General features: G+C 36.5%; 18 protein-coding genes. 3 read left to right on the top strand and 15 right to left on the bottom strand.

The features are described 5' to 3' along the window. Nucleotides 1–180: 180 nt before the first annotated feature. A complete protein-coding gene (locus tag BLQ56_RS18685) occupies nucleotides 181–945 on the bottom strand; it encodes an alpha/beta hydrolase family protein (RefSeq protein ID WP_175490380.1) in 765 nt (254 codons plus the stop codon). Between the two features lie 572 nt (nucleotides 946–1,517). Between BLQ56_RS18685 and BLQ56_RS18680 the strand changes: the two genes are divergently transcribed. Continuing rightward, nucleotides 1,518–2,882 (top strand): MATE family efflux transporter, encoded by a 1,365-nt coding sequence (locus BLQ56_RS18680; protein WP_238457318.1) that lies wholly within the window; start codon nucleotides 1,518–1,520, stop codon nucleotides 2,880–2,882. A gap of 70 nt (nucleotides 2,883–2,952) precedes the next feature. Here BLQ56_RS18680 and BLQ56_RS18675 read toward each other — a convergent pair whose 3' ends face one another. The 9 genes from BLQ56_RS18675 to pdaA form a co-directional block, all read right to left on the bottom strand. Beyond that, nucleotides 2,953–3,372 carry a DUF3237 family protein gene (locus tag BLQ56_RS18675; RefSeq protein ID WP_090858002.1) on the bottom strand — a complete coding sequence of 140 codons (420 nt, stop codon included), beginning with the start codon at nucleotides 3,370–3,372 and terminating at the stop codon, nucleotides 2,953–2,955. Nucleotides 3,373–3,543: 171 nt separating this feature from the next. Then, nucleotides 3,544–5,154, bottom strand: a complete 1,611-nt coding sequence (locus tag BLQ56_RS18670; RefSeq protein WP_090857999.1) for an ATP-binding protein — start codon at nucleotides 5,152–5,154, stop codon at nucleotides 3,544–3,546. Between the two features lie 230 nt (nucleotides 5,155–5,384). Continuing rightward, nucleotides 5,385–6,491 (bottom strand): sensor histidine kinase, encoded by a 1,107-nt coding sequence (locus BLQ56_RS18665; RefSeq protein ID WP_090857996.1) that lies wholly within the window; start codon nucleotides 6,489–6,491, stop codon nucleotides 5,385–5,387. After that, entirely contained in the window at nucleotides 6,481–7,164 is a 684-nt protein-coding gene (locus tag BLQ56_RS18660; RefSeq protein ID WP_090857993.1) for a response regulator transcription factor, read from the bottom strand. The genes BLQ56_RS18665 and BLQ56_RS18660 overlap by 11 nt, the downstream gene beginning before the upstream one ends. 18 nt (nucleotides 7,165–7,182) lie before the next feature. Further along, nucleotides 7,183–7,740: a VanZ family protein gene (locus BLQ56_RS18655; protein ID WP_090857990.1), complete on the bottom strand. Its 558-nt coding sequence runs from the start codon at nucleotides 7,738–7,740 to the stop codon at nucleotides 7,183–7,185. 251 nt (nucleotides 7,741–7,991) lie between these two features. Then, complete coding sequence (locus BLQ56_RS18650; protein WP_090857988.1) at nucleotides 7,992–8,792, bottom strand: SDR family NAD(P)-dependent oxidoreductase; 801 nt, start codon at nucleotides 8,790–8,792, stop codon at nucleotides 7,992–7,994. Between the two features lie 387 nt (nucleotides 8,793–9,179). Next, nucleotides 9,180–9,635, bottom strand: coding sequence for a hypothetical protein (locus BLQ56_RS18645; protein WP_090857985.1), 456 nt, complete (start codon nucleotides 9,633–9,635; stop codon nucleotides 9,180–9,182). 563 nt (nucleotides 9,636–10,198) lie between these two features. Further along, nucleotides 10,199–11,605, bottom strand: a complete 1,407-nt coding sequence (gene rlmD / locus BLQ56_RS18640; protein WP_090857982.1) for a 23S rRNA (uracil(1939)-C(5))-methyltransferase RlmD — start codon at nucleotides 11,603–11,605, stop codon at nucleotides 10,199–10,201. A gap of 106 nt (nucleotides 11,606–11,711) precedes the next feature. After that, entirely contained in the window at nucleotides 11,712–12,494 is a 783-nt protein-coding gene (gene pdaA / locus BLQ56_RS18635; RefSeq protein ID WP_090858146.1) for a delta-lactam-biosynthetic de-N-acetylase, read from the bottom strand. Between the two features lie 181 nt (nucleotides 12,495–12,675). Here pdaA and BLQ56_RS18630 point away from each other — a divergent pair, with 181 nt between their 5' ends. Further along, a complete protein-coding gene (locus BLQ56_RS18630; RefSeq protein ID WP_090857979.1) occupies nucleotides 12,676–13,461 on the top strand; it encodes a formate/nitrite transporter family protein in 786 nt (261 codons plus the stop codon). 51 nt (nucleotides 13,462–13,512) lie between these two features. On the opposite strand, the gene BLQ56_RS18625 is transcribed toward BLQ56_RS18630, so the two are convergent. From BLQ56_RS18625 to BLQ56_RS18605, 5 genes are all read right to left on the bottom strand, one after another. Further along, nucleotides 13,513–15,045, bottom strand: coding sequence for a fumarate hydratase (locus tag BLQ56_RS18625; RefSeq protein WP_139163123.1), 1,533 nt, complete (start codon nucleotides 15,043–15,045; stop codon nucleotides 13,513–13,515). Nucleotides 15,046–15,717: 672 nt separating this feature from the next. Next, nucleotides 15,718–15,915: an SE1561 family protein gene (locus tag BLQ56_RS18620; protein WP_090857973.1), complete on the bottom strand. Its 198-nt coding sequence runs from the start codon at nucleotides 15,913–15,915 to the stop codon at nucleotides 15,718–15,720. A gap of 81 nt (nucleotides 15,916–15,996) precedes the next feature. Next, the gene (locus tag BLQ56_RS18615) at nucleotides 15,997–16,854 is read right to left on the bottom strand and encodes a YfkD famly protein (protein ID WP_238457317.1); all 858 of its coding nucleotides are present in this window, start codon (nucleotides 16,852–16,854) and stop codon (nucleotides 15,997–15,999) included. Nucleotides 16,855–16,908: 54 nt separating this feature from the next. Next, complete coding sequence (locus BLQ56_RS18610; RefSeq protein ID WP_090857966.1) at nucleotides 16,909–17,547, bottom strand: YczE/YyaS/YitT family protein; 639 nt, start codon at nucleotides 17,545–17,547, stop codon at nucleotides 16,909–16,911. 167 nt (nucleotides 17,548–17,714) lie between these two features. Continuing rightward, nucleotides 17,715–18,107, bottom strand: a complete 393-nt coding sequence (locus tag BLQ56_RS18605; protein WP_090857963.1) for an OsmC family protein — start codon at nucleotides 18,105–18,107, stop codon at nucleotides 17,715–17,717. Between the two features lie 153 nt (nucleotides 18,108–18,260). Between BLQ56_RS18605 and BLQ56_RS18600 the strand changes: the two genes are divergently transcribed. Next, a complete protein-coding gene (locus tag BLQ56_RS18600) occupies nucleotides 18,261–19,433 on the top strand; it encodes an MFS transporter (protein WP_090857960.1) in 1,173 nt (390 codons plus the stop codon). Nucleotides 19,434–19,689 lie beyond the last annotated feature (256 nt).

Here is a 19,689-nt window from a genome sequence, read left to right as displayed (position 1 = left end):
ATTCGGCTGGAAGGTTGCTTTTTAACCTTCTTGGGGATTGGCTTATGACCCCGAGCCGATGGCGCCTGGAGCTGGACACTAAAACTAAGTATAAAATTTTATACTTTTATCTTTTAAGAAAATCATTAACCATTTACTTAATGGACTAATGCCTAACAAATTACGTTTTATATTTAGTTGCTAAGAATCTAAAGCATTTGCCTTTACAAATTCATAAGTCATTTCCATCACTTTCTTATTACCCTCTTCTGAAAAACCATGTCCTTCTCCCGGAAACACTTCCAGTCTTGCATGGGGATACAACTTTGTCGCTCTCTCCCCATCCTCAAGTGGCACGATTTCATCCTGATCACCATGAAAAATCAATACATTTTTATGATACTTTCCGATATGGTCAAATACATTGTACCCATGAATAGATTCAACAAATACTCTCCCTAATGTTACTCCCCATATCTCAGCTGTGTCAGGGATACTATCAAGTGTCGGGAACCTTTCAGTCCAGTTATCAGGAATACAAAATGCTGGAAATAGCAATAAGATTCCTTTGATCTCGTCTATATATTCCTCCGCTGCTAATGCAGTAACCAGTCCTCCTTGACTACCTCCAAATAGAAAAATATTATCTTGATCGACATTATTCCAATCCTTAATAGTATTAATAACAGCTGATAAATCTTCTTTCTCAGTGAATATAGACATTTCAGCAGTCGAAAGGTCACTTTTTGAATTCACAGATCCACCACAAAAATCGAAACAATATGCACCTACACCGTTAGCTACTAAATATTCACTATTCTTAGCAAAGTCCTCATTTGTTCCATTAAAACCATGGCTGAAGATAACGAAAGGGCATTTTTCTCCGTTATTTGGCATGTAGGAGACACCATAAATCTCCCTTCCATGATGTTTAATCTTTACAACTTCCTTTATACACTCACTCATTTTTAATACCCTCCAACACTGTATTTGGTAACGTTTAACTACATCTTTTTTTAGAGTTATAGGTTAATATTCTTTATCTGCTATCAATTATCCTTTGATACTTTTAGTTTATTATAACAGTCTACATTTCTCATTCACTGAATAAATTTAAATGAAAAAGGCTGTTTTCTCAAAGTTTTTTTTTTGACATAAAACAAGAAATAGTAGTTACAAGCAGGCTGAATACACGTAGACTCCTGCGGGACCAGTGGCCAGAGTGATACACCAAAGGAGATTCAGCGACGAGGAGGCTCACTGGTCACCCGCCGGACGCGGAGTGTATTCGGCCTGCGGCTTTTAAAAGCAACAATCTATACGAAAGCAGCCATAAAAAAGTCTAGAGAGCATTTAATCAACATGCTTTACTATTTATAAATGTTATCTAATTAACACTTTCCTTAATGAATAAATTCTCGTAGAATGAAATTATAATATTGGGAGTAGATATGAATCTGAAAGCACTTTAGATTACTCCTATTATGGAGATACTTACTGCATAAATGATTCGTTTTTACTTTTGGAGGAATGGTAGTGTGAACAACAAGACTAAACTAAAAAAACTTACTGCTTTTGCCATTACATGGCCGATTTTTGTAGAGATGCTTACTCATATTTTAATGGGGAATGTCGATACGTTTATGTTAAGCCATGTCTCGGACGATGCAGTGGCAGCAGTTGGAGTAACAAGGCAGTTATTAGATTTTTCAATCATCTTATTTAATCTATTAGGCCTAGGTGTTGGAGTTATAATTGCTCAATATGTTGGTGCAAAAAATTTCAACTATGCTAGTAAAATTGCTGCATCAGCAATCACCCTAAATTTCGCATTTGGGATTGCTATTAGTATTCTGTTTGTTCTAAACCGAGACTTGCTTCTGTCATTCTATCACTTATCACCAGAATTAAATGACCTTGCGCAAATTTACCTACTTATTGTTGGGGGAACCTTATTCTTAGAAGCAATCATGCTTACAATCGGTCCAGTGATCCGTTCCCATGGTTTTACGATGGACACAATGTATGTTGGTATCGGTATGAACGTGGTTAACGTAATTGGTAATGCACTATTAATTTATGGGCTATTTGGTTTACCTGAACTTGGTGTCATGGGCGTTGCAATTTCTACGGCGTTTAGTAGAATCTTAGGTTTTATCTTCCTAGTATTCCTTTTATACAAACGTATTCAGGTTCCAATTGCATGGAGAGATTATATTCAAATTAAGTGGCGTGAAATTATAATGACTCTGAAGATTGGTGTTCCTTCTGGTCTCGAATGGCTTTCGTTTCACTTTAGCCAAATGATGGTGACCAAAATGGTAACAACTTTAGGCGCTACGGCCTTAGCAACACATATTTACGCCTCAAATATTGTGTTATTCTTCATGCTATTCAGCATGGCGATTGGGGAAGGGACGGAAATTCTTGTAGCTCAATTATTTGGTGCCAAAAAAGTTGAAAAAGCATACAAACAATTATTACGTAGTTTAAGATGGGCTTTTGGCATAACAGTCGGACTTATTTTAATTGTATCCCTATTCCGTGAAAAGGTTCTTCTAATTTTCACAAATGATTTAGAGATTATTACAGTTGGATCAGCGATCCTGTTATTCTGTATCCTTCTTGAGCCAGGCAGAGTGTTTAACCATGTAATCATTAATTCACTCCGTGCGGCCGGAGATGTGAAGTTTCCATTAGTAATGGCAATCATTTCGATGTGGGGACTAAAAGTTCCATTAGCCTATCTATTTGGTATCCACTTAGGTTTTGGAGTATTAGGTGTTTGGATCGCTCACGCTTGTGACGAATGGGTCAGAGGAGTTATTCATTACAGACGTTGGACAGGAAGAAAGTGGGAAAGGAAGCTTATCCATCATATTGACTCTATTCAAGCATCATAATTGGTTTACACTCTTAATTGGTAGATACAATTTTGTATCTACCTTTTTAATCTAAAAACCTAGTAATTTCTTATATCGCCTTATATATTTTTATATCTAAACCAGTCTCTGTTGGCAGTCCTTTCCCTACTAAAACCAGATCATTCCAATAAGATAACGCTTTGCTATTCGTAATTATTTTTGGGGAGGTGATAAATAGAGCATCTTCTAATTTTGAATTAGCATTTCCGTTATTCTCTATATACATTTTGCAGGTCTCCCCTGTATAGTCCTTTCCTTCTAGCATATATCTTGCTGATAACGTATGTCGATCACCCAACTTTCCAATAATTTGAGTATCGATTCCTCCCTCAAGGATTTCACCTTCGAAGTACTTTCCAGTGGCATTTCCTTTAAAAGAGATCATTATAACTGAATCTCCATCATCACTTTTCAGTTCGGTCGTTTTTTCTAATTGGACATGTACAGTTAATACCTCTTCAAACTCCATTTTTCTAGACCTCCTTTTTCCACTCATGCAGATGCTAGGATAATACCTATATTACGGATTAGACTATGAAACGTTTCATAAACTAAACAACTTCTCTTTGGAACACAAATAAAGAAGTTCATCACTGAACTCCTTAATCTAACATATACCTTATTAAAAGTTAGGATAATTTTACTTTATTTCCTTGTGAAGGGGAAGTTCAATTACAAACGTAGTACCTGTATTTTCAATACTTTTAGCAGTTATTTGACCACCATGGTTCTCAATGATTTTTTGAGAAACAGAAAGTCCTAAACCTGTTCCTATATCCTTTGTTGAAAAGAAAGGTTCAAAAATATTCATTAGGATAGCTGTTGGAATACCTTTCCCATTGTCACTGAACCTAATTTGGATTGTATTATCTATGATTTCGGTACAGATTCTTACAGAAAGTGGGTTATCACCTTCTGCTTGTAATGAATTTTGAAATAGATTAATAAATACTTGAAGAAGTTCTTCACGATTACAAAGGATATAGTGATTTTCTGTATGTGAAGGTATATCAAAATCTAATACTACATTGTATAGCAGAGCTTCACTTTTAAGGAAATTCCATAAGTAATCTGTAAAAAAATGTTTAATTTGGATTCTTTCAAACGCTTTTTCGGAAGGCTTTGCAATACTTAGAAAATCAGTAATGATTTTATTTGCACGATCAATTTCGGGAATAAGTAATTCGGTAATTGTTTGCCCGATGTCTCTCTCTACTTCTCTTTCAAAATATTGAAGATACCCTCGTACAGTTGTAAGGGGATTTCTAATTTCATGAGCAATTCCCGCAGCAATGCGACCTGCTAGTACTTGCTTTTCAGCTGCCTTAATCTTTTCCTCCATTATATAGCGATCAGTCATGTCACGGAGTTGGCCGTATGCACCAATAACCTTCTTCCCCTCATAAATAGGTTGTGCATCAAAGAGACAAATGATGGGGTCACCATTAGAGTTTTGAAAAACTACTTCTTTACTGTCATAACTTACTTCAGCAGTTAGGACATTTTTGAAATCGTTTCCTATAATAGGAAGTTCATAACTACTAGAATTAGGAAAATCATGATAAAAGATTTCCTTCGCAAAGTCAGTAATATCTATAATAACCCCAGTTTCATTCGTAATAATGATTCCGTTTCTAGCTCCACTTAGCAACACTTGATTGAAAATATTAAGCTTTCGATTATGTTTTCTTAATAGCAACTCTCGTTCAATGGAATCCACTAGTTGACTAAGCATGGGCATAAACAAGCTGTTATGAAAAGAAATTGGGACCATAATACTTATACTTCCGAGTAAATTATCCTCGTCTGTGTAATGAAACGGAGCACCGTAACACGCAATTTCGTGAAGAAACGTATGGTAATGATTCTCACCAACTACCTGTACAGGATGTCGTTGTTCTAAAGCCAAACTAACTACATTAGTTCCAGTATCTTCTTGTCTAAACAAACTTCCTAGTGTGATGCCATAATGATCGATAATAGCTTTCATTTGTTCGTCCCCTGCTAATTCTAATAAGTAACCGTCAGAATCAGAGATTACGACTAATATAGGAGTTTCTGGTAAAGAATGAAGTAGTTTTTCTGAAAAGAAGCGAACAACAGACAAAATTTCATTATAGGCTTCTTGTTTGCTTTGAACCTGTTGTTTGGATAAAGTTACTATGGGACGAACGACCTCATTTGGATCCATCCCTATGTCTTTACACTTTTGCTTGGAAAGTGTGATATAACCTGGTTCCTTTTCGTTCATCTAGTAACACCTCAAAAAGTAATAAATGCATATGTATTATAACATGAATCACTTATCTTTTATCCCAGGGATTTTATTCTCGTAGTAATTACCAAAAGGATCAAAATTCTGAATGATTACCGAACCTTTAATTACTCTACATAAGCAAAAAGAAGCCCTATTAGGCTCCCTCTTCATTTAGGCTATTTTCGTAACAGCCACCTTTTTTAGGCAATTTCTATGAAGGCAGTCTATCCTTTTGCAAGTTTTACTGTAAAAATGGTGCTACCCGTTGTACTTTTCACGTCAATCTGACCTCTATGCTGTTCCACAATACTTTTTGCAATCGCTAATCCTAACCCAGATCCCCCAGTATAAAGAGAACGTGACTTTTCCACACGATAAAATCGGTCAAAAATATGTGGAAGGTCTCTTGTTGGGATTGGAGGACCATAATTGATCATGTTAATTTCAACCATGTTGTTTGAATCACTTAAGTGTATATCAATATATTTACCATTTTGCCCATAACGAATGGCATTTTGAATCAAATTTTCAAATACTCTAGCTAACTTTGCACCATCACCATTAATTTTGGGATCTGTAGTTTCCGTTGAAAATCGACACTCCATCCCCGCTTCTTCTATTTGAACTCTTGATTGAACAATGAGTTGATTTAGCATCTCCTCCATGTCAATCGCCTCATTTGCAAGCATGATATGCTGATTCTGCATATACGTATATTCAAACATATCATTAATTAAGGTATGGAGATGTGCTGCCTTATCATGAATAATTTGTACATAATACCGTAATTCTACTTCGTCGCGGTAGCGATCATCATTAATAAGATCTAAGTAGCCAATTACAGATGTGAGCGGTGACCTAAGATCATGTGCCACACTCGTGATGAGCTCGTTTTTTAACTGTTCAACTCTCCGGACCTCTGTTATAGCCTCATCTGACTTCTCTATCATCATTAACAAACACTCACTCAACTGTTTAAACTCCAAGGGAGCCTCTAGTTGCTCAGCTGATATCTCTTTTTGAATCAACCGCTTCATATCCAATGATATCTTTTTAATATGAAACGATAAGTATCTTTTTCTCTCGTACTGATAAAATAGAAACAAGTAGATCAACACCGTTATCAAATAAAAAACGATAATGATTCCCTCTCGAAAGTAAGACAAGATAAATAGAACACTTTCGAAAAAACGTGATTGATCCTCGAGAAACCAAATGGCTGGTAGAAGAATAATTCCTGTAACAAATGCAAGAAAAAATGCGAGCATCACATATAGCGCTATTTTCCACTTCGGCAAAAACTTGACGATATTGATGAGGTTATTTTTCAATTTTATACCCCACTCCCCACACCGTTTGAATGACGGTCTCACTTAGGACTGCCGCATTCAACTTATCACGAAGATTACTAATATGAACCATCACCGTTTTATTTGCACCCTCACACGGCTCATTCCACACCTTTTCAAATATTTCATCAGAGGAAAACACTCGTCCACGGTGCTTTGCTAATAAATATAAAATCTCAAATTCACGCGCAGTCAATTTGATTTGTTCGCCTTCCACACTGACAGTATGACTATTCTTATCAATTTCAAATGAACCAACCTTCAATATACCATCATCTTGACCACTTTGTTTGTAGTTCGCTCGCCGAAGCAACGCCTTGACTCTCGCCATTAACTCTAGAGGGTTAAATGGTTTGGTCATATAATCATCTGCCCCCGTCATCAAGCCAACGATTTTATCCATATCTTCCACCTTGGCACTAACCATCAGAATGGGGACCTGATGCTGTTTGCGAACCTTTTTGCAAAACTCAAAGCCGTCCATTCTTGGCATCATTATATCTAAAATAATCAAATCCACTGGGACACGGTTAAAGAGATCTATAGCCTCTATCCCATCCTTTGCTTTATTGATTGAAAATCCTTCGTTTAACAGATAGACCTCAATTAATTCGGCAATGTGGGGATCATCATCTACGATTAAAATAGTTGTCACCTACACCCCTCCTTCTTCTTAAAGCTGAAATGATTTTAATGTATTTTTTAATTGAGAGAATTTAAGCAACTTTTTCATCATTATAAATCCGATCGCTGCCCCTAGGGAATTCGCTATTAAGTCATTGATATCGGTACTTCTTCCACTTCCTAGAGTAATTCGAATTACTAATTGGACTACCTCTAAGGAAATACTAAAAATAAACCCAAGAGTTGCTGCCTTTTTCACTGACTCTTTGACCTTAAATAGGACAGGAAGATACATTCCAAACGGGATCAACATAATGATATTAAGCAAAAATGTTTGGATGTCAATCGTTAAAATGGGGATAAAGTTAATCGTTTTGTACCACGGAGTTTGATTCGCATACTCCCCTATGTTCACATCAATCGGAAAGAACACAAGATGCAGGACACAAAGCAAGTATACTCCAAACGAAACGATCATTGCCACCTGCCCTAGCTTCAATTCACTCTCTCTTTTTCTTGACCACAAAACTAACCATATCAAACCCAACATTGCAACAGGACCTAACACATACCACGATTCAATAGTAAACATAACTGACTCAACCATGAAAATAACTCCTCCTATAAAGACCTTGTTTGTTTTACAAGCCTCAGTATAGTCTGGAGTTCTAAAGAATTTCTAAAGAGGAGTTTAATAATTTACTAATTATTTCTCTAAAGGGGAAATCTCATCTAGAGGATAAGGAGGGCAGAAATGCTACATGACGATAATATTTGACTCTGTGTACCATTCGTAGAAGTATAGTACGAATCTAAAATGAGGCAGTCCAGTTAGACTACCTCATTATTACATTGATTTTATTTTTTGTTCATTTTGTTAGCAATCAATTCAGCTGCCTTTTTAGGGCTTATACGATAAAATTTGTCCATTACTTTCGAGTCTTTACCAGCCAATACACGATATTCATCATTCTCCGTACCATTTACAATAATTTCTGCTGCTTCTTTAGGTGTTAATAGCTTGGACATATCTTGTTCACTTGCATCTGATTTTCTTGATCCTTCTGCTCCAGAATTTTTCATAATATCTGTCGCAACACCACCAGGGAACACTACTGTTACATTAACGTTTGTATCTTTTAGCTCTGCATGTAACCCCTCTGTCATTAATTTTACAGCGGCTTTAGATGCTCCATAAATTGACTGACCAGGTACAGGTAAGAACCCTCCCATACTGGAAACGTTTGTGATATGTCCTACAGGTCTTTCTAATAGATAAGGTAGGAATGTTTTTGTCATGTAAAGCGTACCATAAAAGTTTATATCCATTACTAGTTTGATTTTTTCATAATCAAGATCGTTGATATTTACAAACGGTTGAATGATACCCGCATTGTTAATGATGCCGTCTACAGCACCGTGATGAGCAATTACTTTGTCTGGCAGTGCCTCTACTGCCTCTCTATCTGTTAGATTCACAATATGTGTTGATAACTTTCCAGCTTTCTCCCCAGCTTGTTTTACTGTCTCATCTAAGGCATCTTTGTTAATATCAACAGCTGCAACACTTGCTCCTTTTGAAAGGAGATTAAGAACTAATTCTCGTCCGATACCGCCACCAGCACCTGTTACAACAACAACCTTGTCTAAAACTTTCATATTTATTACCCCTTTTCACCTATTATTTTTTAATTAATATTTATATTTGAACTCGGCTCCCCATCCTAAAAGTTCAAATTTTTGATACGTCCTAAGAAGGTTAGCTCTCCTTTGGATTTCTTGTTTAATAGTAATTGTAGCATCATTCTCTATACCATTATGGTATTTTGGTATTTATTTTAGTATTATTAATAGATTTATAAGATCATTTTCGTAAATGGAGATGAATCACATGGACTTAACGATTTTTATCCGTATTGACTTTTACCACAAAGAAAAGCAAGAACATAATTAAATGCTCTTGCTTTTCATAGATTTTATAAAGTCCCTATCGCAAAAGCATAACCTTACAATAGGTTATGCACTTTTACTGACTCTGTACTTAGTTTACTTCGTTGTAAATGGTATAACTGCTTCACCTTTACCATCAAAGGTCTTATATTCAAATGCATAGGTTCCGTCATCACCTTTTACTGCTTCCCAAGAAGTGCCATCATTATCATTTATGTTAAGACTAATCGTATTTTGGTCCTCACTCATAGACCATGAACCATCAAACACAGTCTCTCTTTTTGCATATGCAGTGGTCAAAATAGCTGTGCCACCATCATAAAGGTCAAGCGTTGCATCCATTTGACCAAACGCTGCTGATGTACCACCTGTAAAAACTATTTCAGCTTCACCTTCTGGAACAACAACTTCTTTTTTCTCTGAAGACTTTGAACCTTCACTTGATTCCTTAGCACTTGATTCCTTAGCACTATCTCCACCACATGCTGCAAGTGCTAAAACTAAACTTAAAACAACCATTAACACTCCGATACTTTTGCTAAATCTTTTCATTTAAATATCCCCCTAAATAATATATTATTAGTTTTTTATTACACGCTTTTAATACTTGCTATTTCTTTTCGCATGCACCAATAGTGGACCTGATGAAGACATTGGTAAGCGCTTACTTTTTATAGTAAACATTAATTTCTCAGGAGTCCCCTCACCCCATCAGCCATTGGATTCACCTCAACTTGAACATCTGGAATTTCTTTACCAAGAACATTCTGAATAATCTTCCAACCAGTAACACGGCCAAACTCCCTTTAAAGAGTCAGGAGCAACGACTATTTTCAAACCCCCACCTTTTTCTGATTATTTTCTATATTATTATTTAACTAAAAAAAGGCACTAGAAACATTGGGTAAATTGACCAGAAAAATAAAAAAAAAATTAGGCATTCGCACAATACAAACTATTTCCCAGATAAAACTCTCCCATGCCAATCCCCCTTGGATAACATCAAAAAACTGTGGATCACATACTCATCATGGTATGGAAGGAATTTGAGATTAATTGTGAATATCATCAAACTATTATGCGAAGTAAACGTAAAAAGGCAACACCCACAAGGGTTAGTTGCCTTCTTTTAAAATGAGTTGCGCAACCGCCTCGACGTGCGCCGTATGCGGAAACATATCAACTGGCTGAACATACTCTACTTTGTACTGTTTTGATAACATACTTAAATCCTTCGCCAAAGTCGATGGATTACACGAAACATAGATTAATTTCTTTGGCTTTACTTTTAGAACTGTTTCTAACAGTTTTGTATCGCATCCAGTTCTCGGTGGATCAACGACAACGATATCTGGTTTCCAGCCTTCCTTCACCCATTTAGGAAGCCATTCTTCTGCTTTTCCAGTTACATATGTAGCATTTTTTATTTGATGTCTTTTCGCATTTTTCTTTGCATCCGCAATTGACTCGGCAATTGTATCCATCCCTCTTAACTCTGAGGCATTTTGTGCCAACCATAATCCAATGGTTCCGACACCACAATATGCATCCACAATTTTTTCTTTACCTGTTAATTGGGCAGCGTTTTTCACCTCATCATATAGCTTTACTGTTTGATAAGGATTTAATTGAAAGAACGCTCTAGCTGATAATTCAAATGAAAGGTCACCAAGGGTTTCTTGAATGACTTCACTTCCATGAATATGATTGGTCTCATCACCAAAGATTAAAGATGTTTTGTTTCCATTGATATTTTGAACGATCGATTTTACCTCAGGCAATTTATTTGTAATAGCTGTTATTAAATCTTGCTTGCGTGGCAACTCCTTACCCGCAGTGATTAGGACCACTTGTACTTCACCTGTTGTGACGCCCACTCGTGTGACAATCGTTCGCACAAGGCCTTTTCGAGTTCGTTCATTGTAGATTGATATATTCAACTTTTGTAACACAGCTTTTACAACTTGAGTTACCTTGTTTGTCGCTTCATGCTGTACCATACAGTCAGAAATATCAATCAGTGAGTGTGATCCAATCCCATATAACCCCGCTATTACTTTTTGCTTTTGTAACCCTACTTGGAATTGACTCTTATTCCGATAATTCCACGGGTTTTCCATTCCAATTGTTTCTTTGATTTTTAAACCTTCAACTTCATTTTTCATATATCGTTCAAATGCTTGGACCACAATATCACGTTTTTCTTTTAATTGCTGCCCATAATCTAAGTGCTGTAATTGACAGCCCCCACATTGTTCATAAATCGGGCATGGTGGCATGACTCGGTGCACCGATTTCTTTCGGATTTTCTTTATTTTTCCCTCTGCAAATTTAGGATGTATTCTTGTCGCTTCAACGACTACTTCTTCACCTGGTAGTGCACCTGGAACAAACACAACCTGCTTCTTGAAATAGCCAACCCCTTCTCCGTTAATGCCCAATCTTTTTATTGTTAAAGGGAAGGTTTGTCCCTCCGCTAATTTAATTGATGTATTATTTTGATTCTTTATTTGACCACTCATATGACAACTCCATTTTTAATTTGACCTATTCCTACTCTTTAGTATAACAAAAAATACTTCATGAGATACGAAAACACCTTTTGGTTAGCCCCAAAAGGTGTGAGAATTAGTCCAATTCAAAGAGATAAGGTTCATCTAGATTCATTTTACTTGCCATTAAATGATCTAGACTATGAAAGCTATATCCTTGTTCATGCAATTCATCAATCGCCTTTTCAAGCGCTTCTGCATTATCTTTTGATACCGTGTGAAGTAAAAGAATAGCTCCAGGATGAATTTGTTTCATAATATTATCATAAGCATATTCCCAGCCTCTTTGCTGATCGACATGCCAGTCCACGAAAGCCAACGACCAAAAAACCGTTTGATATCCAAGGTCCTTCGATAAGGCAAGGGTTCTTTCGCTAAAAACCCCTCTCGGTGGACGAAGATAAGCAACATCTTTTTGCCCGGTTAATCGTTCTGTTTCATTTTTGACTGAATCAAGTTCTTTTCTAAGTCGTTTATCGCTAACTTTTGTTAAATCTGGATGATGCCATGAATGATTTCCAACAATGTGACCCTCTTCAGCCATTCGTTTGACTAAATCTGGTTGGTCCTTTAAATAATGACCTGTTACAAAAAAAGTTGCAGGAACATTTTTCTCCTTAAGAACGTCAAGAATTTGTCCTGTATAACCATTTTCATACCCATTATCAAAGGTTAAATAGATCTCTTTCTTTGAGGTATCACCTAGATAAAAGGTTCCATAGTTCTCAAGTAATAAATTTAGTTCCTCTCCAGCACTTGGTGGTTCATGGTTCTGACTTTTCTTAAATCCCCAGTGAATTGGTTGATTTGAATAGCTGGCTTTTACGCTTGATTGAAATGACATTGCTATTACCAGCATTGCAAGTATACTAATGATCTTTTTCACCAAAAGACCCTCCCTAAACTACAGCATATTATGGTTATTTTTTGCAAAAGCAGACAAATTCATTCAGGGAAGAGTTTTCCATCTATGATATAGTAAAAACATAAATTAAACATCAGTGGATATAATAAAAATAGTTCAAAAAGGGAGATAGTGTATGGAGATAAAACCATTACAAGGTGTAGAAGAACTTGCGCTAAAAAAACATAAAATCTTCAAAAATAGTCGTTTACGTTATTTAGCAAGGTCAATGCTTGCAAGTATGTTTATAGGATTTGGTGTTATTGTTGCTTTTAAAACAGGTAGTTTTTTCTTCCTTGAGCACTCACCTTTGACCTATCCAATGGCAGCTCTAACATTTGGGGCCGCAATTATTTTAATTGCTTATGGAGGTGGAGACTTATTTACCGGTAACACCTTCTACTTTACATATGCAGCACTAAGGAAGAAGATGGCTTGGAGTGCAGTTTGGAAATTATGGACTTATAGTTATATTGGGAATATTCTTGGTGCGATCGCTTTTGCTCTTCTAATTTATACGACTGGTCTCTTTAATGAATCTTCTGTTAATGGTTTTTTATTAAGTGTTGTTGAAAAAAAAGTTAGTGCTCCAATCATGGAACTCTTCTTTAGAGCAATTCTATGTAATTGGCTCGTTTGTTTAGCTTTCTTTATCCCAATGAATTTTGATAGTGATGGACCTAAATTATTTTCAATGGTCTTATTTGTGTTTTGCTTCTTCATTTCTGGCTATGAGCATAGTATTGCAAATATGTGCACCTTTGCCATTGCGCTAGTTCTCGATCATCCTGAAAGTATTTCTTTTTATGGCGTGGTAAGAAATTTAATCCCAGTAACCATTGGCAATTTAATTGGCGGTTCGATTTTCATGGGATTCATGTATCATTATGTGAACAAACCATTTTTAGATGATACTCACTAAAAGCAAAAGTGCTTAACTCATAAAAAAGAGCTAAGCACTTTTGATTTTGATTTATTTAAATACTGGCTCCTTAAATTGAGCCAATTTCTCTAATGATGATTTATCGACATCTTCATGTAGGCTGTTACCGTGAGAATCCATTGTCACAACTGCTGTAAAGCCCTCAACCTGTAAGTGCCACATTGCTTCTGGTATTCCAAATTGCATTAAATCAACACCGTCTACACCCTTAATACAGTCCGCATAGTACTGGGCAGCACCACCAATTGCATTAAGATACACACCACCATGCTCTTTTAATGCAGCAAGCGTTTTAGGGCCCATTCCGCCTTTTCCAATTACAGCTCGAATTCCGAATTTCTTCATGATATCACCTTGATAAGGTTCTTCACGAATACTAGTTGTCGGCCCTGCTGCTTTAACATGCCATTTTCCTTCATCATCTTTCAGCATAACCGGACCACAGTGATAAATAATTTGCCCATCTAGATCAACAGGCGCGTCATGGTCGCTTAAGTACTTATGAATGGCATCACGTCCAGTAAACATCCGTCCATTAATACGAACAACATCCCCTACTTTTAATTCTCGAATTTGTTCTTCTGTAATTGGTGCTTGAAGATCTACAAGTTTTGTATCCTCTTGATCTGTATTGGTTTCTGCTTCCTTAGTAAAATCGATTTCGTCTCCTTCTTGATATAACCAATCGTTGATCTCTCCTGATTGCTGATCAATTGTAACTCCGAGGCGACGAAAAGCCCAACAGTTATAAGCAACCGAAACAAAGAAGCTTGCTGGAATTCGATTCATTACGCCAACTTTACAGCCTAGTAATGTTGTTTCCCCACCAAAACCCATTGTACCGATACCTAACTTATTGGCATTTTCCATCACGTACTCTTCCAGTTGCTTTAGATCTTCGTGCGTGTTTTCATCTTCTACACTACGGAATAATTGCTCTTTTGCAAGCTCATAGCCTGATGTGCGATCTCCTCCAATACCAACTCCTATAAAGCCGGCACTACAGCCTTGACCCTGTGCTTGGTATACTGAATGCATCACACATTTTCGGATACCGTCTAAATCACGTCCGGCTCTTCCAAGACCATCTAGCTCACATGGTAGGCTATACTGGATGTTCTTATTTTCACAGCCTCCACCTTTAAGAATTAAGCGTGCATCGATATAATCTTTTTCCCATTGCTCAAACTTAATAACAGGTGTACCATATCCTAAATTATCTCCACTATTTTCGCCAGTTAATGAATCTACTGAATTTGGACGAAGTTTTCCATCCTTAGTGGCTTGTGCAATGGCAGCATAAATGGCATCCTTTATTTTTAGTTGGTTAACTCCAACTGGTGTTTTTATTTTGAATGTAGGTAATCCTGTATCCTGACAGATTGGTGAAACATTATCGTCTGCCATTTTAATATTATTTGTAATTGTATCTAATGACATGGCTGCACGCGTACCAGCATTTTCAAGTTCTTTCGCTTTAGCAATTGCTCTTCGTACATCTCTTGGAAGTCTTGTTGATGTTTCTACAATTAACTTGTACATACTTTCTTGAAGTTTTTCCATCGTAATAACCTCTCCCCTGTTCCCCTATAGAATTGAATCATTAATGAAATTACGTTGCCATACACATGCATTAATGTGCAACTTTTCTGACCATTTTCTTCAATAACAATTATAACTTCTAATAGGATATTACGAAAGACATATGCAAACGATTACAGATTTTTCATAATTATGAAGAGCGGAAAGCACATTGTTCAGCACTGAGTGAATTCAGATGCTCCCGAGTCTGAACTTGGTCTGAATTCGGACAGGATTTGTAATTTTTGATGAAACCCGGTCTGAACCTGACCTGACTTCGGACAAGATCTATCATTACTTCTGCGACCGAGTCTGAACCTATACTGACTTCAGACAGGATCTATCATTACTAGCGCGACCGAGTCCGAACCTGACCTGACTTCGGACAGGGTCTATGAGTACTACTGCGATCGAGTCCCCAACATCCCCTGAATTCAGACAGGATCTACCATTACAACTGCGATCGAGTCCGAACCTGCAATGACTTCAGACAGAATCTATGAGTACTATTGCGATCGAGTCCGAAACCTGCACTGACTTCAGACAGAGTCTATTATTACTAACGCGACCGAGTCTGAACCTGACCTGACTTCGGACAGGAATCATGACTTTTAACAACGCCATAAACTATAAAAAACCGCTCAGAGAGCGGTTTTATTTTTGGTCTTCTTCCCAATCATTTTTAAACTGGTCATACTTAAACTCTAGGTCATCAAGCATCTTGATTAGACGATCTATATCTTCTAATTCAGTATTTTCGGGATCTAGAGAATCGATAACATCTATAAACATGTTTAGACGATTTTTCAAATAATTGATCTGTGAATCTTTGTCGTGTATAGCGTTACCCAAAATAACCTCTCCCTTCTGTACTATCGTATTTGATTTATTTTAAAATGACAAATCTTTATGATAGTAGGATAAGTTTTGATCTTATTTAGGGACCTCAGAAGCAACAAATCCATATGACGCATGATCCTGAACAGGTATCCATGCTCCAATCCCTTGATGTGTCACGTTTTTAACAACGATACTTTTCTTACTACCCTTCAAGACAAGGTATACCTCTCCATAGGTTACCTTCCCTTTTTCATTCACTGCAGGTGCATAGGCATATAAATAGCCTAATCTTTTCGGTGGAATATTATATACCTGGTCTTTTTTCGTACCTGCACCTATAATCGTCTCAAACGAGAGTGGTAGCTTTGTTTTATTAGCTGCGGTGATTAACATCATTTTTTTCACTTCATCAGCACTTTCAATTTTTGCAGTTAAACCGCCTTTAACTTGTTTCTGTGCTTCTTGATTATAGTGAATTTGATATGGAGCTTTTCCTCCACGATTATCATAGTAATTTGTATTTATCTTCTGATATTCCCAGTTCACATTTGTTTCTGTTGATTCATAATTCAATGCCCATTGTCCAAGATAAATCGTTGCACGGTACCCAATCGCTAAAGGTGTTGTTGAAATCGATGATTCATTCAGAATTTTGATTAAATCAGGGTTCTCAATATTCACTTGAGCGGTTTCAATCAATTCTTTTGTTAGTTCACTTGGTTGTAAATATGGTAAATCCTGTGTTGGATTTGGATAAGTGTTCTCTTTTGAGATATCCATGACAGAGTTTGGAATTTGGTATTTTTCACTGTCATCAGAAGACTTTTTCTCATTTACTTGATTTTCTTTCTTCTCTTCCTTTGGTTCTTCTTTCACTTTATCAGCAAATGTAGTGATAGAACTACTGAATAAAAGGACGATAACAGCAATGCAATGAAGTAGAAATTTCATATAATTTACTCCTTTCATATTCTTTGCTATTAGTTTTTTCGAAGGTAAGATTTATTATCCATTCTTTTTTTCTAAATGACCATTTTTACTGAGAATACGCAAAAATTTTTCTAAAATTGGAAAAAACACTTGGATTAATGGTCCGATGGAAAAAGTAATAACAATTGTTCCAATACCGATTGGCCCTTTGAAAATAAACGCAAGAAGTAAAGCGGTTAGTTCGCCAATTGTTTTGGCAATCATTAAATTAACATTTAGACGTTCCCTAATCGCGATCATTAACTGATCAATTGGTGACAGTGGAAAACGAGCTTGCAAATATGTAGAGATTCCTAGCGCCAACGCAATAATTCCTACTACTAGGATAATGGCTTGAATAACATACCCAGATGGATCCCAAGCATCAAACATATAGATAAGCCAAAAATCAATAAAAAAACCTATAAGTGTTATAGTCAGCATTGCCAAATATGCTGGTTTTGCTCTTAATAAATAAGCATTTAAAAAAATTAGCAAAATACCAACAATAATTGTCCAGCTTCCGACTGTCAAACCAATCATGTTTGATAATCCAACATTTAAAGCATCCCATGCACCTGCTCCTAGATCTGCTTTAATGGTTAAACTTATCCCTAAGGAAATCGTAAACAATCCAATTATAAAAAATATACTTCTCCAAAGATATTGCCTCATTTTAAAATCATTCCCCTAACTTCTGCTTATGCAATGGTTGTTTTTCTTCTTTTTAAGGTTAGTTATAGATTATTGTCTCTTAAGTAGGTAAGATGAATACACATCCAACTCACAGTTTCAGGTAGACAACAAAAAACGTTAGGCTGCTTCACCTAACGTTTTGTAATTCAACCATTAGTTTGGACTAATTCAAACGTTTCCTCAATTTCAATACTACCCTTAACAGATTGCGTCATCGGACAGTTTTTGTTAGCAAGTTCAATCGCCTGTGATATCTTTCCTTCATTTAAATCTTTTCCAGTTATAACATAATGAATAGAAATTTTCTCAATCCGATTTGCTTCACTTTCATTACGTTCTACTTCTGATTTAATTGTAATATCCTCGATATGTATTCTTTTCTTTTCAAGAATTTTCCTTAATACTCCACCACTACATACGACAATTGCAGATACCATCAATTGAAAAGGTCTATACCCATATTGCTCATCGCCTGCAACATGTAGTTCACCAAATTCAAATTCGCTTGTGAAGCCAACTTCTTTCATTTTAAATTCCATACTCATCCTCCATATCAGGTTAAAGTACTATCTATTTTAAAGGATTTCTTCACAAATACAACTATTAACAAATAAGTCTTTAGATGGTGACTAACACTCCTGAATTTTGTATGATGGATGTTGGAAGAAAAATAACAGATATTGGGGTTACAGATGAAAAACACAAATTCGCGCTTTTGGATATTAGTTAGTATTGTAGCAATATCTGGTTTCAGTCAAGGACTACTGTTACCATTGATTGCTGTTATCTTTGAAAACAGTGGAGTCTCTTCATTCTTAAATGGACTTAATGCCACTGCATTGTACATAGGTATTTTGCTCGCATCACCATTCATGGAAGCGCCGCTTCGACGCTTTGGATATAAACCAATCATTATCGCTGGAGGATTATTAGTTTTTGTAGCACTTGCACTCTTTCCATTGTGGAAGACGTTTTGGTTTTGGTTCTTTCTTCGTTTACTAATTGGAATCGGTGATCATGCATTACATTTCGGAACGCAAACCTGGATCACTGACTTTTCTCCCGAGAATAAAAGAGGACGCAATATATCTCTATATGGTTTATTTTTCGGAGTAGGTTTTGCAGTTGGTCCCCTTATGACACCGCTCATCCAAATAAATGAGGCACTTCCATTTATATTATCCTCGGTACTGTGCTTGATAGGGTGGCTCTTCTTATTTGCACTTAAAAATGAACACCCAGAGCAACAAGATATAGAAATGAGTTCATTTTTTGATACGTTAAAGAGATTTTCACAAGCTTGGAAATACGGATGGGTTGCTTTTCTCCCTCCACTTGCTTATGGGTTCTTAGAATCCTCCTTAAATGGGAGCTTTCCAGTTTATGCACTCAGAATTGGAATTGATGTAAGTAGTGTTTCTGTTCTACTAGCATCATTTGCCATAGGCGGAATTGTCTTTCAACTGCCATTAGGGATATTAAGTGACAAATTCGGACGTAAAAGAATATTGAGTTTTATTCTATTACTCGGATTTTTAAGCTTCACCTCTGCAAGTTTTTTAGAGGAATCATTTTTCGGTCTCGTATTATGTTTGTTTATCGCTGGTATGTTCGTAGGTTCGACATTCTCTCTTGGAATCTCTTATATGGCAGATTTAATGCCAAAACACTTACTACCTACAGGAAATTTAATGTGTGGTATCTTCTTTAGTCTAGGAAGTTTAGTTGGACCCTCTGTCGGTGGATTGTTTATCCAATTCTTTAAAAATATTAGTTTTTTTGTGATTATTAGTTCCCTATTTTTCATGATGTTTCTTGTCATGATAACAAATGGTAAAAAAGCATATTCACAGGTAGAACATTAAGACAGACTTAAGAACATTGCAAGCCCCGACATATCCTGCTGACCCTGATTAGGAAGCAAGATTTGACGGGGCTTGAAGCTCTCGAGGGGGGTGGTCTTTTTTCCCGCGAACTTTGCACCGAATTCCGCGAAATAGAACGGTAATCCCTCGAATTTCAAACTTATTCCCACGTAACCCCTTTTCGGTTGCGCGCGTCCTTATTTTTCCCACGAACTTCGCACCGAATCCCGCGAAATAGAACGATAATCCCGCGAAT

The sequence above is a fragment of the Litchfieldia salsa genome, assembly GCF_900104555.1.
In the GTDB taxonomy this organism is placed as follows: domain Bacteria; phylum Bacillota; class Bacilli; order Bacillales; family Bacillaceae_L; genus Litchfieldia; species Litchfieldia salsa.
The sequence above is the reverse complement of the archived record's forward strand: the minus strand, read 5'-3'. Positions and strand labels throughout refer to the sequence as shown.